General features: G+C 64.9%; 18 protein-coding genes and 1 other RNA gene. 11 read left to right on the top strand and 8 right to left on the bottom strand.

The features are described from left to right. Positions 1-5: 5 nt before the first annotated feature. The 10 genes from QRM60_RS06435 (at position 6) to QRM60_RS06390 (ending at position 12,307) form a co-directional block, all read left to right on the top strand. Positions 6-1,391, top strand: coding sequence for a glutamine synthetase family protein (locus QRM60_RS06435; RefSeq protein ID WP_014508026.1), 1,386 nt, complete (start codon positions 6-8; stop codon positions 1,389-1,391). A gap of 602 nt (positions 1,392-1,993) precedes the next feature. Further along, the gene (locus tag QRM60_RS06430) at positions 1,994-3,361 is read left to right on the top strand and encodes an aspartate aminotransferase family protein (RefSeq protein WP_161962711.1); all 1,368 of its coding nucleotides are present in this window, start codon (positions 1,994-1,996) and stop codon (positions 3,359-3,361) included. 214 nt (positions 3,362-3,575) lie between these two features. Next, complete coding sequence (locus QRM60_RS06425; RefSeq protein ID WP_040941173.1) at positions 3,576-4,691, top strand: polyamine ABC transporter substrate-binding protein; 1,116 nt, start codon at positions 3,576-3,578, stop codon at positions 4,689-4,691. Between the two features lie 202 nt (positions 4,692-4,893). Then, positions 4,894-6,093, top strand: coding sequence for an HlyD family secretion protein (locus tag QRM60_RS06420; protein ID WP_011037486.1), 1,200 nt, complete (start codon positions 4,894-4,896; stop codon positions 6,091-6,093). Then, a complete protein-coding gene (locus QRM60_RS06415; RefSeq protein WP_285445818.1) occupies positions 6,090-7,676 on the top strand; it encodes an MDR family MFS transporter in 1,587 nt (528 codons plus the stop codon). Before QRM60_RS06420 ends, QRM60_RS06415 begins: the two co-directional genes overlap by 4 nt. Positions 7,677-7,680: 4 nt before the next feature. Continuing rightward, the gene (locus QRM60_RS06410) at positions 7,681-9,174 is read left to right on the top strand and encodes an efflux transporter outer membrane subunit (RefSeq protein ID WP_285445917.1); all 1,494 of its coding nucleotides are present in this window, start codon (positions 7,681-7,683) and stop codon (positions 9,172-9,174) included. 102 nt (positions 9,175-9,276) lie between these two features. Continuing rightward, the gene (gene potA / locus QRM60_RS06405) at positions 9,277-10,407 is read left to right on the top strand and encodes a polyamine ABC transporter ATP-binding protein (protein ID WP_285445817.1); all 1,131 of its coding nucleotides are present in this window, start codon (positions 9,277-9,279) and stop codon (positions 10,405-10,407) included. 76 nt (positions 10,408-10,483) lie between these two features. Continuing rightward, positions 10,484-10,559: non-coding RNA, sX9 sRNA (locus tag QRM60_RS06400), on the top strand. Next, positions 10,551-11,462: an ABC transporter permease subunit gene (locus QRM60_RS06395; protein WP_285445816.1), complete on the top strand. Its 912-nt coding sequence runs from the start codon at positions 10,551-10,553 to the stop codon at positions 11,460-11,462. Before QRM60_RS06400 ends, QRM60_RS06395 begins: the two co-directional genes overlap by 9 nt. Then, positions 11,459-12,307 (top strand): ABC transporter permease subunit, encoded by an 849-nt coding sequence (locus QRM60_RS06390; protein WP_285445815.1) that lies wholly within the window; start codon positions 11,459-11,461, stop codon positions 12,305-12,307. Before QRM60_RS06395 ends, QRM60_RS06390 begins: the two co-directional genes overlap by 4 nt. A gap of 156 nt (positions 12,308-12,463) precedes the next feature. Here QRM60_RS06390 and QRM60_RS06385 read toward each other — a convergent pair whose 3' ends face one another. Beyond that, positions 12,464-12,643: a hypothetical protein gene (locus QRM60_RS06385; RefSeq protein ID WP_225041615.1), complete on the bottom strand. Its 180-nt coding sequence runs from the start codon at positions 12,641-12,643 to the stop codon at positions 12,464-12,466. A 494-nt stretch (positions 12,644-13,137) separates the two neighbouring features. On the opposite strand from QRM60_RS06385, the gene QRM60_RS06380 reads away from it, so the two are divergent. Beyond that, on the top strand, positions 13,138-14,502 hold the full coding sequence (locus QRM60_RS06380) for an NAD-dependent succinate-semialdehyde dehydrogenase (protein ID WP_285445814.1): 1,365 nt from the start codon (positions 13,138-13,140) through the stop codon (positions 14,500-14,502). A gap of 908 nt (positions 14,503-15,410) precedes the next feature. Here the strand turns inward: QRM60_RS06380 and QRM60_RS06375 are convergent. From QRM60_RS06375 to QRM60_RS06345, 7 genes are all read right to left on the bottom strand, one after another. Continuing rightward, on the bottom strand, positions 15,411-16,409 hold the full coding sequence (locus QRM60_RS06375) for a magnesium and cobalt transport protein CorA (RefSeq protein WP_115005067.1): 999 nt from the start codon (positions 16,407-16,409) through the stop codon (positions 15,411-15,413). 14 nt (positions 16,410-16,423) lie between these two features. After that, positions 16,424-17,581: a DUF4105 domain-containing protein gene (locus QRM60_RS06370; RefSeq protein ID WP_238148549.1), complete on the bottom strand. Its 1,158-nt coding sequence runs from the start codon at positions 17,579-17,581 to the stop codon at positions 16,424-16,426. A 77-nt stretch (positions 17,582-17,658) separates the two neighbouring features. Next, complete coding sequence (locus tag QRM60_RS06365; protein ID WP_011037476.1) at positions 17,659-18,537, bottom strand: transporter associated domain-containing protein; 879 nt, start codon at positions 18,535-18,537, stop codon at positions 17,659-17,661. 343 nt (positions 18,538-18,880) lie between these two features. Then, positions 18,881-19,399, bottom strand: a complete 519-nt coding sequence (locus QRM60_RS06360; protein WP_285445813.1) for a hypothetical protein — start codon at positions 19,397-19,399, stop codon at positions 18,881-18,883. Next, on the bottom strand, positions 19,399-19,884 hold the full coding sequence (gene ybeY, locus QRM60_RS06355; protein ID WP_042597712.1) for an rRNA maturation RNase YbeY: 486 nt from the start codon (positions 19,882-19,884) through the stop codon (positions 19,399-19,401). Before ybeY ends, QRM60_RS06360 begins: the two co-directional genes overlap by 1 nt. A gap of 55 nt (positions 19,885-19,939) precedes the next feature. Beyond that, entirely contained in the window at positions 19,940-20,812 is an 873-nt protein-coding gene (locus QRM60_RS06350) for a hypothetical protein (RefSeq protein ID WP_285445812.1), read from the bottom strand. Between the two features lie 266 nt (positions 20,813-21,078). After that, positions 21,079-22,065: a PhoH family protein gene (locus tag QRM60_RS06345; protein WP_115573659.1), complete on the bottom strand. Its 987-nt coding sequence runs from the start codon at positions 22,063-22,065 to the stop codon at positions 21,079-21,081. Between the last annotated feature and the right edge of the window lie 419 nt (positions 22,066-22,484).

Genomic DNA, 22,484 nt, shown 5'->3' with positions numbered 1-22,484 from the left:
CTCGCATGTCGATCCGTACACGTTCGCGCAAGTCCACGCCCAAGCAGCCGGAGAGCGCGCTGCGCCGCTGGCTCAAGGAGCGCCACATCACCGAAGTGGAGTGCCTGGTGCCAGACATCACCGGCAATGCGCGCGGCAAGATCATTCCAGCCGACAAGTTCTCCCACGACTACGGCACGCGCCTGCCCGAAGGCATCTTCGCCACCACGGTCACCGGCGATTTTCCGGACGATTACTACGCGCTGACCTCGCCGTCGGATTCGGACATGCACCTGCGCCCGGATGCCTCTACCGTGCGCATGGTGCCGTGGGCCGCCGACCCCACCGCGCAGGTCATCCACGATTGCTACACCAAGGACGGGCAGCCGCACGAGCTGGCGCCACGCAACGTGCTGCGCCGCGTGCTCGATGCCTATGCCGAGGTCAAGTTGCAGCCGGTGGTGGCGCCGGAACTGGAATTTTTTCTGGTGCAGAAAAACACCGACCCGGATTTTCCGCTGCTGCCGCCGGCAGGGCGCTCCGGGCGCCCGGAAACCGCACGGCAGTCGTATTCGATCGATGCGGTGAACGAGTTCGACCCGATCCTGGATCTGATGTACGACTATTGCGATGCGATGGAGCTGGACGTGGATACCTTGATCCACGAATCCGGCGCCGCGCAGCTGGAAGTCAATTTCACCCACGCCGATGCGTTGTCGCGCGCCGACCAGGTGTTCCTGTTCAAACGCACCATGCGCGAGGCGGCGCTGCGGCACGGGGTGTACGCCACCTTCCTGGCCAAACCGATGGAGACCGAGCCCGGCAGTGCGATGCATATCCACCAGAGCCTGTTGCATGCCGGCACCGGCAAGAACGTGTTCAGCGGCAAGCGCGAGGGCGGCTTCAGCGACACCTTCGCGCATTATCTGGGCGGGCTGCAGAAGTACATTCCGATGGCGATGGGGCTGTTGGCGCCCAACGTCAATTCGTACCGGCGGCTGATGTTCGGCGAGGTCTCGCCGAGCAATGTGCTGTGGGGCTTCGACAACCGCACCTGCGGGTTGCGGGTGCCGATCGATGCGCCGCAGAACATGCGGGTGGAGAGCCGGTTTGCAGGCTCCGATGCCAACCCGTACCTGGCGATGGCGGCAACCTTGGCATGCGGGCTCTTGGGCATCCGCGAGAAGCTGGAGCCGACCGCGCCGATCAGCAGCAACGGCAAGGAGCAGGGCTACGATTTGCCGCGGTCGTTGGGGGAGGCGTTGGATGAGTTGGAGGGGTGTGAGGCGTTGAAGGAAATGTTGGGGCCGCGGTTTGTGCGGGCCTATATTTCTGTGAAGCGGAAAGAATACGAGACGTTTTTTCGGGTGATCAGTTCGTGGGAGCGGGAGTTCTTGTTGTTGAATGTGTGAGGTTGGTTGGCTGTTTGCTTGGTGGTGAGGTGAGTGTGTTTTTCTGTGCTTTTTGTACGTGGTCCCCGCGCGCGCGTGCTTTCCTTGATGCAGATGAAACAGGAAGCAGGGCTTTCACGCCCTTCGGGCGCGAGTTACTTTCTTTGCTTGTGCAAAGAAAGCTAACCAAAGAAACACACCCCGTCCTCGCGCCCGACGCGCTGCGCGCGACGGGTGCGCAAGTCCGGCAGAAATTTTTGTAAGGGACATCCATGTCCCTTACAAAAACGTCGCGCATCCGTGCGCGCCGCCCTGCGGGTTGTATCTGCCGGCCTTGCCGCTGCGGTATGGGGCCTCGGAAGAGCGTGAGCAGAGCAAGGCAGGGCAAAGCGCAGAGCAAGCAGAGCGCAGCAGCGGCACAGAGCAAAGCAAAGCAAGGCAAAGCAAGGCAAAGCAAGGCAAAGCAAGGCAAAGCAAGGCAAAGCAAAGCAAAGCAAAGCAAAGCAAGGCAAGGCAAGGCTAGGCTAGGTAGTTCTTGTGTCGCTATGCATGCCTGTGCGCTCCATCCATGGCATGGCAACAGTGCGCGGGTATGCTCGTTGTTTCTCATGTCGGAGCGGGTCGTGGATCCTTCTGTGCTCAGGTCCCTGCAGCAACTCGATGCTGCGCATCATCTGCATCCGTTCAATGACAACGCGGCACTGGCCTCCAAGGGCACGCGCATCCTGACGCGGGGCGAGGGGGTGTATGTGTGGGATGCGGACGGCAACAAGTTGCTGGATGCGTTTGCCGGGCTGTGGTGCGTCAACGTGGGCTATGGGCGGGCCGAGCTTGCGCAGGCGGCGGCGCGGCAGATGGAGCAGTTGGCGTACTACAACAGCTTCTTTCAATGCACCACCGAGCCCACCGTGCACCTGGCTGCCAAGTTGGCGGAGCTGGCGCCGGGCGATCTGAATCATGCGTTCTTTGCCAATTCGGGCTCGGAGGCCAACGACACCATCCTGCGGCTGGTGCGGCATTTCTGGGCGGTGCAGGGGCAGCCGCAAAAGCACATCTTCATCGGCCGCCACGATGGCTACCACGGCACCACCATGGGCGGGGCCAGTCTGGGCGGAATGCGCGGGATGCATCGGCAAGGTGGGTTGCCGATTCCCGGGATCGAGCACATCGCGCCACCCAATCATTTCGGCGAGGGTGGCGAGATGGACCCGGACGACTACGGTCTGCTCGCTGCGCGCCGGCTGGAAGAGAAGATCCTGCAGTTGGGGCCCGACACCGTGGCGGCCTTTATCGGTGAGCCGATCATGGGCGCGATCGGGGTCTACATCCCACCCAGCAGCTACTGGCCGGAAATCGAACGCATCTGCCGGCGCTACGACGTACTGCTGGTGGCCGACGAGGTGATCTGCGGGTTCGGCCGCACCGGTGCCTGGTTCGGAGCGGAGTATTTCGGTTTCCAGCCCGATGTGATGACCCTGGCCAAGGGCATCACCTCCGGCTACATCCCGCTGGCTGCGGCGATGTTCAACGACCGCGTGGCCGGTGTGCTCAAGCGTCAGGGCGGTGAACTGGCGCACGGCGGTACCTATGCCGGGCATCCGGTCTGTGCTGCGGTGGCGCTGGAAAACCTGCGGCTACTGCAGGACGAGGGCATCGTGGAGACCGCACGCATGCAGATTGCGCCGTACCTGGCGCAGCGCTGGGCCGAACTGGGCGCGCACCGTCTGGTGGGCGAGGCGCGCATCGCCGGGCTGGTCGGTGCGCTGGAGCTGGTGCCCGACAAGCGCCGCCGTGGTGTGTACTTTCCAGAGCGCGGGCGGGTGGGCGCGCTGTGCCGCGACTTTGCCCTGCGGCGCGGGCTGATCCTGCGGGCCACTTACGACGCCATGCTGCTGTCGCCGCCGTTGATCATCACCTGCGAACAGGTCGATGAGTTGTTCGATAAAACCTGGGCCGCGCTGGACGACACCGCGCAAGCGCTGGGCAAGTAAGCGCGGCGGCAGGCCTCACGCCGCCGAGCTGCGCAGCCACGACGCAGCGAGCGCCACCGCCGCAGTGAGCTGCCGTCTCCGACGCTGCCGCGCATCGCAGCCGCCCACCGCCGCCCAGAGGCCGCACGCTGTGCAAACCCGGACGCGGTGGGTAGGCTGGGCGCAGACCGGCCGCGATGCCGGGCCGCCCCACCGCGCTGCCCTGGAGACCCACATGACGCTGCGACTGCTCGCCCTGACCCTGTCCATCACCCTGTTGTCCGGCTGTGGCGGCGGTGGCGCCCCGGGCAAGGCCGATGCACAGGCCAAGGTGCTCAACGTCTACAACTACTCCGACTACATCGCCGAAGACACCATCCCCGCGTTCGAAAAGAGCACCGGCATCAAGGTCACCTACGACGTGTTCGACAGCGACGAAATGGTGGAAACCAAACTGCTCGCCGGTGGCAGCGACTACGACGTGGTGGTGCCCACGCTCAACTTCTTTGGCCGCCAGATCCAGGCCGGCGTGTTCCTGCCGCTGGATAAAAGCAAGATTCCGAACTTGGCCAATCTCGACCCGGACATCATGCGCCGCATCGCCGCGCAGGACCCCGGCAACACCTATGGCGTGCCGTACATGATCGGCACCACCGGCATCGGCTACAACGTCGACAAGCTCAAGGCGGCATTTGGCAGTACCGAGATCGCCAACAGCTGGGACCTGATCTTCAAGCCGGAGAATCTGTCCAAGCTCAAGGACTGCGGGGTCACCATCCTCGATACGCCCTCGGACATGATTCCGATCGCGTTGAACTACCTGGGCCTGGATCCGCACAGCACAGCGCCGGCCGAGATCGAAAAAGCCGCCGCGCTGATCAAGACCATCCGCCCCTACGTGCAGAACTTCCACTCCAGCCAGTACGTGACCTCGCTGGCCAATGGCAACACCTGCCTGGCGGTGGGCTGGTCAGGCGACATCATCCAGGCCCGCGACCGCGCGGCCGAAGCCGGCAACACCGTCAAGGTGGCGTATTCCATCCCGAAGGAAGGCGCACCGCAGTGGTTCGACATGCTGGCGATCCCCAAGGATGCCAAACACCCGGAAAACGCTTACGCCTTCATCAATTATCTGCTGACGCCCAAGGTGGCGGCCGCCAACAGCAATTTCATCCACTACGCCAATCCGGTCAGCGCCGCCACGCCGCTAGTGGATGCGGCCATCCGCAACGACCCCACCATCTACCCGCCGCCGGAGGTGACCGCCCGGATGTTCACTTACGCGATCAATCCACCCGAGGTGGACCGCCTGTACACGCGGCTGTGGACCGAGATCAAGACGGGTCGCTGACGCGGGCTCTCTCACCTGCCCTGTGCGGCCCGTGCGAGGGCAGGACTAATAAAGTGCCAATGAGTCACAGCGGGGGCTGACCGGGTCATCACGCAATCTGTACTGGGCGGTTCAAATAATTGTATGGTTGCGCCGCCTCGCCGGGCCCGTTGATGCGGGCATGCCAGCGCGCGCGCCCAGCCCACGACACAGGACGCCCCCTTTGAGCAACCACGATCAGCAGTCCACCGATGGCCAGTCCACAGCAGCGGACGGGCAGGGCAATGCGTCTCGCGATGACGACGCCAAGAAGCCCTCGCCGCTGAAGAATCCCAAGGTGAAGTGGACGCTGATCATCGTCGGCGTGCTGGTGGTGGTGCTGCTGGTGATCTGGCTGGCCTACTACCTGATCAAGGGCCGCTACATGCAGGACACCAACAACGCCTACCTGCAGGCGGACTCGGTGGCGGTGGCCCCGCGCGTCAGCGGCTATGTCACTCAGGTGATGGTGGGCGACAACCAGATTGTCGACGCCGGCCAGCCGCTGCTGCAGATCGACGACCGCACCTACCAGGCCACGCTGCAACAGGCCGAAGCCGCGATCGCCGCGCGTGAAGCCGACATCGCCGCCGCCACCGCCAATGTGGCCGCGCAGGAATCGTCGCTGGTGCAGGCGCGCACCCAGGTGGCCTCGGCCGCGGCAAGCCTGCGCTTTGCCCAGGCCGAGGTGAAGCGCTTCGCGCCGCTGGCCGCCTCCGGCGCCGACACCCACGAACACCAGGAAAGCCTGCAGCACGATCTAGAGCGCGCCCGCGCTCAGTACGAGGCCGCACAGGCGCAGGCCAAGGGGGCGCAGAGCCAGATCCAGGCCAGCAGTGCCCAGCTGGAGCAGGCCAAGGCCGGGGTGAAACAGGCCACCGCCGATGCAGACCAGGCGCGCGTGGCGGTGGAAGACACCCGCCTGACCAGCCGTATCCACGGCCGGGTTGGCGACAAGACCGTGCAGGTGGGGCAGTTCCTCGCCGCCGGCACCCGCACCATGACCATCGTGCCGCAGCAGTCGCTGTACCTGGTGGCCAACTTCAAGGAAACCCAGGTCGGGCTGATGCGCCCGGGCCAGCCGGCCGAGATCGAGGTCGACGCACTGTCGGGCGTGAAGCTGCATGGCAAGGTGGAAAGCCTGTCGCCCGGCACCGGCTCGCAGTTCGCGCTGTTACCGCCGGAGAACGCCACCGGCAACTTCACCAAGGTGGTGCAGCGCGTGCCGGTGCGCATCCGCGTGCTGGCCGGTGAGGAAGCGCGCAAGGTGCTGGTGCCGGGCATGTCGGTAGAGGTCACCGTGGATACGCGCTCGGCCAAGGACGCCAAGCAGCGCGCCGAGGAGGAATCGGACCGCGTGCAGGCGCAGGAGCGCGCGCGATGAATGCCGCAGCGGCCACCGGCGAGCGTGCCGGCGGCAGCGCCGGGCGCGAGAAAGCCGAACCGGGCGCGTGGCTGGCGGTAACGGCCGGCACCATCGGCTCGTTCATGGCGACGCTGGACATCTCCATCGTCAACGCCGCGCTGCCCACCATCCAGGGCGAAGTAGGCGCCAGCGGCACCGAGGGCACCTGGATCTCCACCGCCTACCTGGTGGCGGAAATCATCATGATCCCGCTTACCGGCTGGTTCGTGCGCACGCTGGGGCTACGCAACTTCCTGCTGATCTGCGCGGTGATGTTCACGGCCTTCTCGGTGGTCTGCGGGCTGTCCACCTCGCTGACCATGATGATCATCGGCCGCGTGGGCCAAGGCCTGGCCGGCGGTGCGTTGATCCCTACCGCGCTGACCATCGTCGCCACACGCTTGCCGCCCAGCCAGCAGACCATGGGCACCGCCTTGTTCGGCATGACCGTGATCATGGGCCCGGTGATCGGCCCGCTGCTCGGTGGCTGGCTGACCGAAAACGTCAGCTGGCACTACGCGTTTTTCATCAACGTGCCGATCTGCGTGGGCCTGGTGGCGCTGTTGCTGCTCGGGCTCAAGCACGAAAAAGGCAACTGGGCCGGCCTGCTGGATGCGGACTGGCTGGGCATCTACGGGCTCACCGCCGGCCTGGGCGGGCTCACCGTGGTGCTGGAAGAAGGCCAGCGCGAGCGCTGGTTCGAGTCCAGCGAAATCAACACGCTCAGCGTATTCGCGTTGAGCGGATTTCTGGCGCTGGTGATCTCGCAGTTTCGCAAGCGCGCACCGGTGATCCGGCTGTCGCTGCTGCTGCACCGCAGCTTCGGCGCGGTGTTCATCATGATCATGGCGGTGGGCATGATCCTGTTCGGGGTCATGTACATGATCCCGCAGTTCCTGTCGGTGATTTCCGGCTACAACACCGAACAGGCCGGCTATGTGTTGCTGCTGTCCGGCCTGCCCACGGTGCTGTTGATGCCGATGATGCCCAAGCTGCTGGAGGTGGTGGACGTGCGCATCCTGGTGATCGCCGGGCTGCTGTGTTTTGCCGCGGCATGCTTCGTCAACCTGTCGCTGACCGCCGACACCGTGGGCATGCATTTTGTCGCCGGGCAGTTGTTGCAGGGCTGCGGCCTGGCGCTGGCGATGATGTCGCTCAACCAGGCGGCCATTTCCTCGGTGCCGCCCGAGCTGGCCGGCGATGCGTCCGGCCTGTTCAACGCCGGCCGCAACCTGGGCGGCTCGGTAGGACTGGCGCTGATCTCCACCTTCCAGGAGCGGCGCATGACCTTCCACACCGAGACCATCGGCAGCGCCGTCACTGCAAACGCCAGCCGCGCGCAGGATTTCCTGGCCGGGTTGAACGCGCAGATGCAGGGCAGCGCCGGTGGCGAGGCGGCGATTCGCGCGGTTGCCCAACTTGCGCGCCTGGTGCAACAGCAGGCGTTGGTGATGACCTATAGCGACCTGTTCTGGATCTTTGGCGTGATCGTGGTCTGCACGATTCCGCTGGCCTTTTTGCTCAAGCCGTTACCCAAGGGGACGCACCTTGCAATGCACTGATTCCCTGCGCCTGGCGCGCATGCCGCTGGCGGCAGCGCTGGCCTCCCTGCTGCTGGGCGGCTGCATGCTCGGCCCCAACTACACCAAGCCGCCCACGGTGGCCGAAACCGCCGTGCAGGCGCCCACGCTGCATCGCGCCAGTGCGGCCGACGTGGTCGCCGCCGCGCCACTGAACCACTGGTGGGAAGACCTGCACGATGCGCAGCTGACCCAGCTCGTCACTCAGGCGCTGGCCGACAGCCCCAACCTGCGCGCGGCGCAGGCGCGTCTGCGCGCCAATCGGGCGCTGGCCAACCAGCGCCGTGCCGAGCGGCTGCCCAAGCTCAACGCCAGTGCGCTGTACGCCTACGCCGAGCCGCCCCAGACCATCGTCGACACCCTGGGCGGGCTGCAGAACGGCCAGCAGGGCCAGCCCCCGGCGCAAGGCAGCCAGGCGCTGAACCTGGAAAAGACCGAGCTCTACACCGCCGGCTTCGATGCCAGCTGGGAGCTGGACCTGTTCGGCCGCCGCCGCCGCGCTGCCGAAGGTGCGCTGGCCCAGGCGCAGGCCTCCGAAGCCGAACTGGCCGACGCGCAGGTGCAGCTCGCTGCCGAAGTGGGGCAGGTGTATCTCAACTATCGCGGGTTGCAGGCGCGCCTGGCGATTGCCGACAGCAACCTGGACAAGATCCGTCAGTCGCTGGCCCTGGTGCAGCAGCGCCGCGGCCAGGGTGCCGCCTCGGACCTGCAGGTCGAGCAGATCGCCACCCAGGTGCAGCAGCAGGAGGCCCAGCGCCTGCCGCTGCAGATGCAGCAACAGGAAGCGCTGGACCAGCTGGCGTTGATGGTCGGCCGCGAGCCGGGCGCGCTGGATGCGCAGCTCGCCGCGCCGCAACCGCTGCCGATGCTGCCCACTCAGGTGCGCGTGGACGATGCCGGTGCGTTGATCCGTCGGCGCCCGGACGTGCGCAAGGCCGAGCGCGAGCTGGCCGCGTCCAGTGCGCAGATCGGCGAGGCGTTGAATGGCTACTTCCCGCAGGTCAGCCTGCTTGGCGGCCTGAGCTGGGTGGCCGGCTCGCCCAGCGATTTCAATTCCGATGCGCTGACCAAGCTGGCAGTGCCGATGCTGCGCTGGTCGATCTTCGACTTCGGCCGCACCCGCGCGCAGGTCGAACAGGCGCGCGCCGGCAATGCCGGGCGCGAGGCCGCCTATGAAGGCGCGGTGCTGGCGGCGCTGCAGGACGCCAATACCGCACTGTCGCGGTTTGGCTCGGCACGCCAGCAGCTGGTGGTGGCGCGTCAGGCCGAGGCCTCGGCCACGCGCTCTGCCGGGCTCATGCAGCAACGCCGCGATGCCGGTGCCACCTCCAGCATCGACCTGCTCGATGTGCAGCGCCAGCAGTTGTCCGCGCAGGACGCCGCCGCGCAGGCGCAGGTGCAATTGCTGGTGTATTACGTGGCGCTGCAGAAGAGCCTGGGGCTGGGCTGGAGCGAGCCGCCGCAGGCCGCCGTCCGCTAGCGCCACGCGTGTCGGTGCGCACTGCAGCGCCGGCAGGCTTTTGCCATGATGCGTGCACGGCGCCACGGTGGCGCCGGCGCGTTGTTGTCGCCGAGAGGATGCATGGCCCTTTCCGAAGCCGTCTTGCCCGCACCTGCCGCCGCCGATGCGGGGTATCTGTCGATCCGTGAGGTCCGCAAGGAGTTCGACGGCTTTGTGGCGGTGGACGATGTCAGCCTGCAGATACGCAAGGGCGAGATCTTCGCGCTGCTGGGCGGCTCGGGCAGCGGCAAATCCACCTTGCTGCGCTGTCTTGCCGGCTTCGAGCGGCCCACCAAGGGCAGCATCGTGCTCGATGGCCAGCCCATCGACGCATTGCCGCCGTACGAGCGGCCGATCAACATGATGTTCCAATCGTATGCGTTGTTTCCGCATATGACGGTGGAGCAGAACATCGCCTTCGGGCTCAAGCAGGAAGGCCTGCCCAAGGCGGCGGTGGCCCAGCGGGTGGGCGAGATGCTCGAGCTGGTACAACTTGCGCGCCTGGCCAAGCGCAAGCCGCATCAGTTGTCCGGTGGGCAGCAGCAGCGCGTGGCACTGGCGCGCTCGCTGGCCAAGCGGCCCAAGCTGCTGCTGCTGGACGAGCCGATGGGCGCGCTGGACAAGAAGCTGCGTTCGCAGATGCAGCTGGAACTGGTCAACATCATCGAAACCTCCGGCGTCACCTGCGTGATGGTCACCCACGACCAGGAAGAAGCCATGACCATGGCCACCCGCATCGCACTGATGGACCACGGCTGGATCCAGCAGGTGGGCACGCCGGATGAAATCTACGAGCAGCCGGCCAACCGCTTCGCGGCCGAATTCATCGGCTCGGTCAATCTGATCGAGGCCGTCATCGCCGAAGACGCGCCGGATTCGGTCAGCCTCACCACCGCGGCATTCGCCGCGCCGATTCGCATCGGCCACGGCATCACCGGGTTCGAAGGGCAGGCTGTGGCATTTGCAGTGCGCCCGGAAAAAGTCGGCATCGGCAAGCAGGAGCCGGCGCAGGCCTGCAACAAGGCGCAGGGCGTGATCGAAGACATTGCCTATTTCGGCAGCCACTCGGTCTACCACGTGCGCCTGCCCAGCGGCATCAAGCTGATGGCGCATTTCGCCAATCGGCAACGCTGGGCCAGCGAAGCGCTGACCTGGGGCGATGCAGTGTGGGTGGGGTGGGGCGAGGACGACGGCGTGGTTCTCACCGCATGAGGCCGCGCCTGCCAAGAGTGGCCAGCAAAACTACTGCGCAGCCACCAGGGGGGCGCGGCCGGTGCTCGGAATCCTCATGTACCACACGTACACTGCGGTTCCTCCGCGCCGTCCGCGCCCCCCTGGCGACTGCTCGCTACGTTTTGCTAACCACTCTTAGTCGTGGTCTGCCGGGTGCACGCTGGGGCGTGATCGCCGCACCGTATCTGTGGCTGCTGGTGTTTTTCGCCATCCCGTTCCTGATCGTGCTGAAGATTTCGTTTGCCGAACGCGCAACCGTGATGCCGCCGTACACGCCGCTGTTCGCGTATGCGGCCGATGGCGCAGTCAGCGTCAAGCTGCATCTGGGCAACTACCTGGCCCTGCTGCGCGACAGCCAGTACGTGGCCGCTTACCTGAGTTCGATCAAGATCGCTGCGATTTCCACCGCACTGGCGCTATTGATCGGCTACCCGATGGCATACGTGATCGCGCGGCTGCCGCTGGCCACCCGCAACGTGGCGATGATGCTGGTGGTGTTGCCGTCGTGGACCTCGTTCCTGATCCGTGTGTACGCATGGATCGGCATTCTCGATGGCAACGGCCTGCTCAATCAGGCCCTGCTGGCGCTGGGTGCGATCGAGCAGCCGCTGCAGTTGCTGTACACGCCGATCGCCGCCTACATCGGCATCGTCTACTGCTATCTGCCCTTCATGGTGCTGCCGCTGTATGCCAACCTGGTCAAGCACGATTCGCGGCTGCTGGAGGCGGCTTACGACCTGGGCGCGCGGCCGTGGCAGGCATTCGTGCGCATCACCTTGCCGCTGTCGCGCAACGGCATCGTCGCCGGCTGCATGCTGGTGATGATTCCAGCGGTGGGCGAGTTCGTGATTCCCGAGATGCTGGGCGGTCCCGATACGCTGATGATCGGCCGCGTGCTATGGGGCGAATTCTTCAATAACCGCGACTGGCCGGTGGCCGCCGCGGTGGCCACGGTGATGCTGGTGCTGCTATTGGTGCCGATCGTGATCTTCCACCGTTACCAGCAGCGCGAGCTGGAAGGGCGGCTGACATGATGCGCGCTTCGCGCGGTGGGCGTGTGCTGGGCGGCAGTGTGCTCGCGCTGGGGTTCGGTTTTTTGTATCTGCCGATCCTGTTGCTGATGGTGTATTCGTTCAACGCCTCGCGCCTGGCCACGGTGTGGGGCGGTTTTTCCACCCGCTGGTATGGCGAGTTGCTGCGTGACCGCCAATTGCTGGATGCGGCCTGGGTGAGCCTGGAAGTGGCGTTCTGGACCGCATGCGCGTCCACCGTGCTCGGCACCATGGCGGCCATGGCGATGGTGCGCATGCGGCGGTTTCCCGGCAAAACGCTGTTCGGTGCGCTGATCACCGCACCGCTGGTGATGCCGGAGGTGATCATCGGCCTGTCGATCCTGTTGCTGCTGGTCTCGATGGGCGGTGTGCTCGGCATCGCGCCGCGCGGCGCGGTCGCCATCTGGGTGGCGCATGTCACCTTCACCGTCTCATTCGCGACCGTGGTGATTTCCTCGCGGCTGCAGGAGCTGGACCGCTCGCTGGAAGAAGCTGCCATGGACCTGGGTGCCACGCCACTGAAGGTGTTCTTCCTGATCACCTTGCCGATCATCGCGCCAGCACTTGCGTCGGGCTGGTTGTTGGCATTCACGCTCTCGCTGGACGATGTGGTCATTGCCAGTTTCCTGGCGGGCCCAAGCTCCACCACGCTGCCGATCAAGGTGTTTTCGTCGGTACGCCTGGGCATCAGCCCCAAGATCAATGCGCTGGCCACGGTGATGGTGCTGGCGGTGTCGGTGGCGGCGGTGATCGGGTGGTGGTTGCTGGCGCGCAGTGAAAAACGCCGCCTGCGTGATGCGCAACTTGCGCTGCAGTCTGCTCCCTGAGGGCACGCCGGCGCTGAGGTGGCCAATGATCGCAGCGACCTTGCTGCCAGATAGATGCAAACGCTAGAGCCACCGGTGTGTGCGAATGCTGCAAGTCGATTCCGAACCCGTAGTGCGCAGTCCGGCCGATAAGCGCAACAAGTCGATCGGCGGTTCTTACCTGGCCGAAGGCGTGTATCCGCTGTCCCAGGGCTGTGGCTTGGTCAGGTAGCACTGATACTCGGCCCTGATGTCGTAGCCGCGTTGCTCCACGCTGGATTGTTCGTCGTTGCGGTCCTTGCGGTTGTCCTTGCCGTCGTTCTTGGACTTTCGCTTATCGGGAAAGATCGGGACCATGTTTGGCGACGACCGTGCGGTGACGAGTTGGCGGATGGCAGTGTCCGAGCACGCTCGCAGCGCTTCTTGCTCGCAGGGTTGCGCGGGGTCGGGCTGTAGGCTGGTGCAGCTCACAGTGACAAACCCGGCCGGGCCGGGCCGCGGGTCACGCAGAAGGTCCTGGAGGGCTGCACATCCAGCAAGGCACGCACTGGCGCCAAGTACAACCAGAACAATGAGATTCCGGCGCATCGTGGTGGTCTTCCATGGGTGGATCAATCTGCCATTGCAGAATGCTGGAGCATTGTGCGCGGTTGCACCGGCGCATAGGGCAGGGCTGCTTTCGTTACCTTGTCTTGGAGCATCATCCCGGCTGCCATTGATCAGCCAGCTGTGCGGTGGAGGTGCGTCACTGCGCGGTGCGGTAAACACAGCGTTGCAGCGATTTGCAGCGGTTGTGACGCGACTGCAACTTCCCGGCGACTAGCATGGCGGGCTTGTAACAGGAGACCATCATGTCCTACGACACCGTCAACCCGGCCAATGGCCAGGTCGAACATACCCAGCACACGCTGGACGCCGCCGCCATCGAGGCGCGTCTGGCTGCTTCTGCCAGGGCGTTTACGGCGTGGGCAGCGCTGCCCTTGGCCGAGCGCGGCGCCTTGCTGCGGCGGGTGGGCGAGGAGCTGACCAAGCGGCGCGAGGACCTGCAGCGCATCATGACTGCGGAGATGGGCAAGCTGCGTCGCGAAGCTCTGGCCGAGATCGATAAATGCGCGCAGGGCTGTGCGTATTACGCCGAGCATGCGGCCGAGTACCTGGCGCCGCGCGCCATTCCAACCGAGGCGCAGTCCAGCTATGTGCGCTATGAACCGCTGGGTTGCGTATTTGCGGTGATGCCGTGGAATTTCCCGCTGTGGCAGGCGTTTCGCTTTCTCGCGCCGGGCCTGATGGCCGGCAATGTCGCACTGCTCAAACACGCCAGCAACGTGCCGCGTTGCGCGGATGCGATGAAGGAGGTGCTAGACGCCGCCGGCATTCCGCCGGGTGTGTTCGACGTGCTGCATATCGACAACGATCAGGCCGCCGAGGTGTTGCGCGATGACCGCATTGCGGCAGTCACGCTCACCGGCAGCGAACGTGCCGGCCGCTCGCTGGCCGCTAACGCAGGCGATCAGCTGAAGAAGTGCGTGATGGAACTGGGCGGCAGCGATGCCTTCGTGGTGCTCGACGATGCCGATCTGGAGCGCACCGTGCAGTCGGCAGTGCAGTCCCGCTTCGACAACAGCGGGCAGACCTGCATTGCCGCCAAGCGCTTCATCGTGGTGGATGCCATTGCCGACCAGTTCGTGGAGCGTTTCGTTGCTGCCGCCGCGCAGCGCGTGTTCGGCGACCCGCAGCAGGACGCCACCACACTTGCGCCGATGGCGCGCGCGGACCTGCGCGATGAATTGCACAAGCAGGTACAGGAGAGCGTGTCCAAGGGTGCCAAGGTGTTGCTTGGCGGCGAGCCGGTGGCGGGGTCGCATGCGGGTTACCCGGCCACCATTCTCGACCAGGTCGGCCCAGGCATGCCCGCCTACGCGCAGGAATTGTTCGGGCCGGTCGCGGCGGTGATTCGCGTCGCCGATGAGGCCGAAGCGGTGCGCGTGGCCAATGACACCACCTTCGGTTTGGGCGGCAGCGTATGGACCGCCGATGCCAAGCGGGGTGAGCGTGTTGCGCAGCAGTTGCAGTGCGGTGCGGCGTTCGTGAATTCGGTGGTGAAGAGCGATGTACGGTTGCCGTTCGGTGGGATCAAGCGTTCGGGATTCGGGCGGGAATTGGCCGAGCACGGGATCCATGAGTTCATGAATATCAAAACGATTTATGTGGCTTGAGGGTGGGGAGTTGGGAGTCGGGATTCGGGATTTGCAAGAGCAGCGGTTCTTTTCCCGTTGGGACAAGATATGCAGAGAGTAGGTGAGGCTGCGTTGCTCTTGCAGTGCTGGTGGTCTAGCTGATTCATCCGCTGATTTGTAGGCAACCTCGCTTTGGCTTCTAGCGAATCTCGAATCTCGAATTGCCGCTCTCATTGCGCCAAAGCTTCAGGTCAGAGTGAAAGCAGAAGCAAAGGCTTCCGCGCCTGTGGCGCGGGTGACTTTTGTCTTGGCAAAAGTCACCAAAACCGCGCTCGCCCGACGCGATCCGGTGCGATGAAGCCGCACCGGTGCCCTGTGCTCCTCGCCACGCGCGGCACGGCGCCCAAACTCGCTGCGCTCAGACAAGGGCGCCTCTTCGGCCACGCGTGACTGCGGTGCTCGGCTCGCTTTAGGGCGAGGTGAGCGAGGAGCGAAGGCGAAAGCTCAAGCAAAGCCAAGCCGAAGCTTCCGCGCCTTTGGCGCGGGTGACTTTTGTCTTGGCAAAAGTTACCAAAACCGTGCTCGCCCGACGCGATCCGCTGCGAGAAGCCGCACCGGTGCCCTGTGCTCCTCGCCACGCGCGGCACGGCGCCCAAGCTCGCTACGCTCAGACAAGGGCGCCTCTTCGGCCACGCGTGACTGCGGTGCTTGGCTCGCTTTAGGGCGAAGGAAACTAAAGGCGAACAACGAAAGCGAAGACTCAAGCCAAGAGCAACGGCGAAGAGCTCAACGCAAGTGACGGCCATGAACGACGGCCAATAACAACAGCCGGGAGCAATGCTCTTCAGCCACGCCCAGGAGCAGTCGCCAGCGAAAAGCTCAGCGACCACCGCTCTACCAATTCCCCATTCCCAACTCCCCATTCCGCCACCGCAACACGGTGGCCCTTACAGCCAGCGTGCGCGCTTGAACAAGCGATACAGGACGAGACAGGAGGCGACGATGCCGCCGACCAGCATCGGGTAGGCGTAGGGTTTGTCGAGTTCGGGCATGTGGGTGAAGTTCATGCCGTACCAGCTGGTGATCAAGGTAGGGGCGGCCAGCAGGGCGGCCCAGGCGCCGAGGCGTTTGACGGTTTCGCCCTGCGCCAGGGTCACCATCGACAGATTGACGCTCAGCGCGGTGCCCAGCATTTCGCGCAAGGTGTCGATGGCGTCGTTGATGCGCACAGCATGATCCAGCACGTCGCGCAGGTAGACGCCGACCTCGCCGTGAATCAGCGAGCCGGGATTGCGCTTGAGGTGCGAGAGCACGTCCTGCAGCGGGGCCACCACCAGCCGCATCTTGTTGAGTTCGCGCTTGAGTTCGTACAGGCGCACCACGGTTTCGCGTTTGTAGTTCTCCGCGAAAATGTCTTTTTCCAGGCCTTCCAGGGTGTCGCGGAACTCGTCCATGATCGGCAGGTAGTTGTCGACCACAAAGTCCAGTACGCCATACAGGCAAAACGCCGAACCCATGCGCAGCATCGCCGGCTCGCGTTCCACGCGGTTGCGTACCGGCGTGTAGGAGAGCGAGGCGCCGTGGCGCACGGTGAGCAAAAAACGTGCGCCGAGGAAGGCATGCGTTTCACCGTAGCGGATCCGTTCGTTGACCAGCTGCGCGGTGTTGACCACCACGAACAAGGAATTGCCATAGCTCTCGGCCTTGGGCCGCTGATGTGCCTTGAGCGCATCCTCGATCGCCAGGTCATGCAGGCCGAACTCTTCCTGCAGTTTGCGCAGTACCGATTCTTGCGGCTCGTACAGACCAACCCAGACGAAGCCGTCCGGGCGCTGTAACTCGTCGCTGATCTGTTCCAGGCTGATGTCGTGGCGCGCGCCGTGGCCGTCGTAATAGGCGCAGGTGATGACGCAGGAGGGGTTTTCCGGGTGGCGACGGTTGTTCATGGCCGCATCGTGGATCAGCGCGTGCGCAGCGACAAGTCACGCGGCCGCAAAGCCACCGCGAGCGCGGCGTGGATCGGCAACAGCAACATCACCCATTGCAGGTTGTCCTGGGCCTGGAACGAGAGCCAGTGAATCACCAGGGCCAGCAACGCCCCAGCCGCCACGACCCAGGCCAGCAGGTTGAACCAGCGGCCCGGCCGGTGGCCAAGCTGCAGCCTGATGCCACCGAACCACAGCAACACGCACAGCGGGTTGACCAGCAACAGGTTGCGATTGGCCCACGCAGACTGATGCGCGGTAAAGCCCCACAGGTACACCAGCAGGCCACCGCCGATGGCACACAGCAACCAGAACGGCAGCGCAAGACCGGCCAGCAGCCGTGGCTTGCGGCGCAGCGTCAGCGCGCCGGCGGCAACGATTACACCGGCCAGCAACCACGGCCACCAGTGCCGTTGCTGTTCGGCCGGCTCCGGTGCAATGCGATGCGGCAACAGCACCTGGGTGGATTGCACCAGCGGACGTCCGGCGCTGTTGTGCACCTGGGTCAGGCTGTCGGCCAGGCGCATCGGCACGAAGGCTTCTTCCCAACGCGACAGCGGGCGGTCTGCGTACGGCCCCAGGCCCAGGTCGAAACCCAGCCACATCCATGGGGCAGGGGAGGCCAGGCGCACTGCTTCGCTGCGGAAGGTATTGCCGCGCGAGCGGCCGGCCAATTGCGACTTGAGCGCGCCGCCCATGGCACGGTCCAGGGTGTCGCGGACCATCGTGGCGCAGTTGGCAACGAAATAATCGTAGTGGTAGCGCGCGTTTTCCGGCCGGCTGCGCACCGCCAGACCATCGGCCAGGGCCTGCGCCTGTTCCGGCGGCAGATCCAGCCACTGGATGCTCACGCCGCGGCCGCCGTCGCGGTATTGCGCGAGGTCTTCTTCCAGCGGCAGCGCCACCAGGTAATACATCATCTCGCCGCGCGCAAAACGCGGCACGAAGTCGGGCTCACCGGGATCGAAGAAACCGAAGTTGTAGGAAGTCACCTGCTGGGTAACCGGGTCGACCACCACGATGGCGTCATGGCCGAAACGCTCGAAGAACACTTCGCCCGGCTGCATGGTGGCCACGCCGATGCGCGGCGCCTGCGCCATGGCGCTCTGCAGGCTCAGCAGGGCGAGCAGCAGGAGTGCACTGCAGCCTGCCCACCAGGCGGCGGCGCGGCGTGCCGGCCCGCCCACGGTGGTGCTGCGCTGGCGCAGGTTCAAGCGTCGTCCTGCGGATCAGGCGGCAGGATGGTGACGTGGAAGGCGTGCACGCGACGCGCGTCGGCCTTGGCCACGCGGAAGGCGAACCGGCCCAGCGTCAGTTCCTCGCCGGTTTCCGGCAGATGCCCGATCGCATCGGTGACCAGTCCGCCCACGGTGTCGTATTCGTCATCGGGGAAATCGGCGCCGAAGCGCTCGTTGAAATCCTCGATCGGCGTCAGCGCATCCACCACGTAGCGGCCGTCTGCCTGGATGGCGATCAGCGAATTCTCTTCTTCGGCATCGTCGTGCTCGTCGTCGATCTCGCCGACGATCTGCTCCAGCACGTCTTCGATGGTGACCAGCCCGGCCACGCCGCCGTACTCGTCCACCACGATCGCCATGTGGTTGCGCGAGAGGCGGAATTCCTTGAGCAGGACGTTGAGCTTTTTCGATTCGGGGATCAGCACGGCCGGGCGCAGCAGTTCGCGCACGTTGCCCGGGCCATTGTCGGCCACCACGCCGCGCAACAAGTCCTTGGCCAGCAGGATGCCGAGCACTTCGTCCTTGTTTTCGCCGTGCACGGGGAAGCGCGAGTGGCCGGATTCGACCACCTGCTTCATCAGGTCGAGGAAGCGCGCTTCCACCGGCAGCGACACCATTTGCGAGCGCGAGATCATCACGTCGCCCACGGTGAGCTCGGACACGGAAATCGCGCCTTCCATCATGCGCAAGGTGTCTGCGGCGATGAGACCGTCTTGTTCGGCGGTGCGCAGCAGGGCGACCAGTTCGTCGCGGGTATGCGGTTCGCCAGAGAAGGCCGCGCTCAAGCGCTCGAGCCAGCTACGGCGTTTTTCCGGGGATTCTGAGGTTTGGCTACTGTCGTCTTCGGACATCTTGACGGGGAACGGCACCCGGCGAACCAGGCGATAGTGCCAAGTCTAGCAGGAAGCCGTGAGTGGTCTGTGGCTGGGGGCTGTGGCTGACCTGGCGCGCAGGGCAGGGAGCGTAGGGGCGCGGGTGGGCGCGGCACGGCGGCGGGTCCAGCATCCAGGTCGCTGCGACGCACCGCTGCCCTGTGTCCTTCAGGCCGTCTACGCTAGACCGCGCGGGAACCATCCCGTCCCGATCGCGGTAGATCGGCGCGGCTCAGCACCGGAGCGCGTAGCTGATTCCAAGTCGAGGCAGACCGAACGCGCAACGCAGGCCGCCGAGCCGGCGAGCGGGGCCGCGCAGCGCTCAGGGCAGGTCGAGGCTGTAACCGCAGCCCACCACGGTCTTGCCGGGGTGCGATTTCACATTCGACACGCTGAGCACGATCGATTCGATCATCGCCTCGCCGGTCTTCGGGTTGGTGGTGTCTTCGCTGACCACCTCGCGCCCATACATCACCTTGTCGGCGTTATCCACGCCCAGCTCCAGGTCCAGCTGCTTGGCCAGCGGGCGCGGGTCGGCAAGGTCGAGCAGCGCCATGACGCTGGCACCGGAAAACGCGATGTGGCTGGTGCTGTGGCCGAAGACGGTGATCGGCGTGTTGAGCGTGTACTCGGTCATGAACAGGTTGGACTGCGCCTGCGGTGCCCAGCCCAGCGCCACCGCCTTGAGCGGGTCGGCCAGGATTGGTGCCAGTGCAGAAAAGTCGCCGATGCGCTGGCGGCACTCGATCAGCGCCGGCAGATCCGGGCGCACCGACGCGGTCTGCGCCCAGGCCGGGCAGGCAGCTGCCATTAGCAGGCCGACCATCACGTACCGCCGCATCAGCGCTCTCCCGCGTACGGGTCGTCGATGCCGAGTTCGGCCAGGATCTCGCGCTCCAGCTGTTCCATCGCGTCGGCCTCCTTGTCGTCCTCGTGGTCCCAGCCCAGCAGGTGCAAGGTGCCGTGCACGGTGAGGTGCGCGTAGTGCGCGCTCAGCGACTTGCCTTGCTCGGCGGCCTCGCGGGCCACCACCGGCGCACAGATCACCAGATCGCCAAGCAGCGGCATCTTGACGCCCTTGGGCAGGCCCTCCGGCATCTCCGCCGGGAAGCTGAGCACGTTGGTGGCGTAATCCTTGCCGCGGTAGTGATGGTTGAGCGAGCAGCCTTCCTTCTCGTCCACCACGCGTACCGCCAGATCGGCTTCGCGGATCCGCCCCTTCAGCGCGGCCGCCACCCACTTGCGAAAACTCACCGACGACGGCAGCCCGGTGCGCGGCAGCGCATAGCTGACTCCGACGTCGAGGCGGACCGGACCTTTGGTCATGGGGACACCAATCATTCTGATCAGACAGGAGCAACAGTATCGCGCGTGTGCTGTTTTACTGCGACTTCCAGTCGCCCGCGTCATACCCGATTTCGACCACATCGGCCGTTCTCGCTGCATCCTCGATCCCTGCCTCCTTGAGCGTGCCGTGGCAGTTGAAGCCCAGATGGGTCTTGATCTGGCGCGCTAGTGCCACGGCCTGCTCCTCAGGTGTGGCGTCAGTGTCGACGCGAATGCTTGCCTTGGCGCACCCGCCGATGCTGGTGACCTGAATTGCTGGAACCAGGGTCAGTGCAGCTTGGTCCGCCAACGCCTCGAAAGCGTCCTGAGCCACAGCGTCCTCGTCCGCAGACACACGCACCTTGAAGTAATAGAGCTGCTTGTAAAACAGATAGCCGTTGGAACGCATCGGCTTGCCGGTCGAGGACAGTTGCGTTCTGAGGCGCAGCTTTTCCCCGACAACCCGCTGGGCATCCGCGATGGCCGCGATGACCTTGGCATCGGTGCCATTGGCGGGCGCGGCGGCAGGCGCATCATTGGTCGGCAGCACAAGTGTGGTCTGGTCCAGCTCGTCCAGACGCGAATAGCTGCCCTGCGTCACTGCCGACGCGAGGTCTTTGCGAAATGCCGCCATGCCCTCTGCAATGGCTTGCGTCTGATCGCGCTGCCCGAGTGGGTAGACGAATACATCGATCGACAGATCCGGTTGGCCTGACATCGCGTAATGGAAAGCGGCGCCGGCGGCGTTGGCGCCCGGGTTGTAGGCCCTGCGGGCCAGCGAGAACGGGCCTACTGTTCTGGGTGCGATCAGATAGCTGGTTTCGATGTAGGCGCGCGGTGAAGTTGGAGCCTCTTTGGGCTTGGCCAACAGCGTCGTGGGCACCGCACTCAGCAAATAGACGCAAAGCAGCAAGCAGTCACGGGACATGGGCACTTCCTGTGCGAAACGTCCTGCTAGTTTACGGCCACTGGGCTGCGGGCCAACACGTGCAGGTCAGTGGCACATCCGTGCTGCAGCGGTCAGATAACGCACTGGATCCTTGTCAGGTGCAGGCCCTCGACCTACTGGGCAACGCTGGCACTGCGAAGCGATGTCGTCGCATGGCCAGGGTTGCGCAGATGCCTGCGTCACGCCGACATTGCGACGCACCACCTGGGCGCAGGACACCTGGCGGTGCCTGCATCGGCGTGATTTCAGGCCGCGGGTTCGGCCGGCGTGTGGGCGAGATCGTGCTTTTCGTACGCCGTGACGATGCGTTGTACCAGCGGGTGGCGCACGACGTCGCGGGCGTCGAAGAAGGTGAAGCTCACCCCGTCCACCTCGCGCAGCACGTCGATGGCATCGCGCAGCCCGGACTTGACGTGCTTGGGCAGGTCGATCTGGGTGAGATCGCCGGTGACCACCGCGGTGGAACCGAAGCCCAGGCGGGTCAGGAACATCTTCATCTGTTCGATGGTGGTGTTCTGCGCCTCGTCCAGGATCACGTAGGCGTCGTTGAGGGTGCGCCCGCGCATGTAGGCCAGCGGAGCGATCTCGATGACGTTCTTTTCCAGCAGCTTGACCACCTTTTCCACGCCCAGCATTTCATACAGGGCGTCGTATAGCGGGCGCAGGTAGGGATCGACCTTCTGGCTGAGATCGCCCGGCAGAAAGCCCAGCTTCTCGCCAGCCTCCACCGCCGGGCGCACCAGGATCAGCCGCTGCACGCGCGACTCGTTCAGTGCTTCCACGGCGCTGGCCACGGCCAGGAACGTCTTGCCGGTGCCGGCCGGGCCGATACCGAAATTGATGTCGTGGGTGGTGATCGCGTGCAGGTACTTGGCCTGGTTGGCGCCGCGGCCACGCACGGTGCCGCGTTTGACCTTGATCGCCACGTCCTGTGGTTCGTATGCGCGCTGCGCCACCTGCTCGACATTGGCATCGTTGAGCCGCAGATGGATGGCGTGGTTGTCGAAGGTGGTGGAGGCGGCTTCGTCATATAGCGCGGTCAGCAGATGCTGCGCGGCATCGACGGCCGGCTCCGGGCCGGTGACGCGGAAGATGTTGCCGCGGTTGGCGATCTCCACGCCAAGCTTGAGCTCGATCTGGCGCAGGTGCGCATCGAACGGACCGGCCAGGTTGGCCAGGCGCTCGGTATCGGCCGGGTCGAGGGTGAAATCGCGGGACGCTGGTGAGTTCATGATTGGATCGGACACCGCGCAATGCGGCGTCGGTAGGACGGGAGTAAAAGGGTAGCGCGGGGGGCGTGATCCCACCAGCAAACCGGGCGGCGCAGCACCGCGTCGTGCATAGGTGCAGAGCGCAGCCAGGACTTTTCCACACCGGGTGTGGAGCGTCGTACCAGTAACCTGTGGATAGATTCGGTTTGCCTTACTGCCGCAAGGCTCGCACAGCATGTGGCGAAAAAATGACCAGCGGGTGGCAGGTTGTCCACACCGGATGTGGATGGTTTTCGCCAAAGCCTGTGGGTAAGTGGCGATGCGCTTACTGCGACAAGGCCCTGCAGTTGCGTGGCGAAAAAATGACCAGGACGCGTGGCGCGTGTTTGAGCACGTCGCTGCGATGCTGCACTGGGAAGCGATGCATATGGACGTGCATG

The sequence above is a fragment of the Xanthomonas sp. fls2-241-TYG-148 genome (assembly GCF_030208815.1).
GTDB lineage: Bacteria > Pseudomonadota > Gammaproteobacteria > Xanthomonadales > Xanthomonadaceae > Xanthomonas > Xanthomonas campestris.
This window is presented reverse-complemented; position numbering and strand designations above follow the sequence as displayed.

Bases quoted from the DNA above. Each gene is read 5' to 3' on its own strand.
- QRM60_RS06415 (WP_285445818.1), top strand. From the start codon at position 6,090: ATGAATGCCGCAGCGGCCACCGGCGAGCGTGCCGGCGGCAGCGCCGGG.
- QRM60_RS06365 (WP_011037476.1), bottom strand. From the start codon at position 18,537: ATGTCCGAAGACGACAGTAGCCAAACCTCAGAATCCCCGGAAAAACGC.
- QRM60_RS06435 (WP_014508026.1), top strand. From the start codon at position 6: ATGTCGATCCGTACACGTTCGCGCAAGTCCACGCCCAAGCAGCCGGAG.
- QRM60_RS06375 (WP_115005067.1), bottom strand. From the start codon at position 16,409: ATGAACAACCGTCGCCACCCGGAAAACCCCTCCTGCGTCATCACCTGC.
- QRM60_RS06380 (WP_285445814.1), top strand. From the start codon at position 13,138: ATGTCCTACGACACCGTCAACCCGGCCAATGGCCAGGTCGAACATACC.
- ybeY (WP_042597712.1), bottom strand. From the start codon at position 19,884: ATGACCAAAGGTCCGGTCCGCCTCGACGTCGGAGTCAGCTATGCGCTG.
- QRM60_RS06390 (WP_285445815.1), top strand. From the start codon at position 11,459: ATGATGCGCGCTTCGCGCGGTGGGCGTGTGCTGGGCGGCAGTGTGCTC.
- QRM60_RS06385 (WP_225041615.1), bottom strand. From the start codon at position 12,643: ATGGTCCCGATCTTTCCCGATAAGCGAAAGTCCAAGAACGACGGCAAG.
- potA (WP_285445817.1), top strand. From the start codon at position 9,277: ATGGCCCTTTCCGAAGCCGTCTTGCCCGCACCTGCCGCCGCCGATGCG.
- QRM60_RS06350 (WP_285445812.1), bottom strand. From the start codon at position 20,812: ATGTCCCGTGACTGCTTGCTGCTTTGCGTCTATTTGCTGAGTGCGGTG.
- QRM60_RS06345 (WP_115573659.1), bottom strand. From the start codon at position 22,065: ATGAACTCACCAGCGTCCCGCGATTTCACCCTCGACCCGGCCGATACC.
- QRM60_RS06425 (WP_040941173.1), top strand. From the start codon at position 3,576: ATGACGCTGCGACTGCTCGCCCTGACCCTGTCCATCACCCTGTTGTCC.
- QRM60_RS06360 (WP_285445813.1), bottom strand. From the start codon at position 19,399: ATGCGGCGGTACGTGATGGTCGGCCTGCTAATGGCAGCTGCCTGCCCG.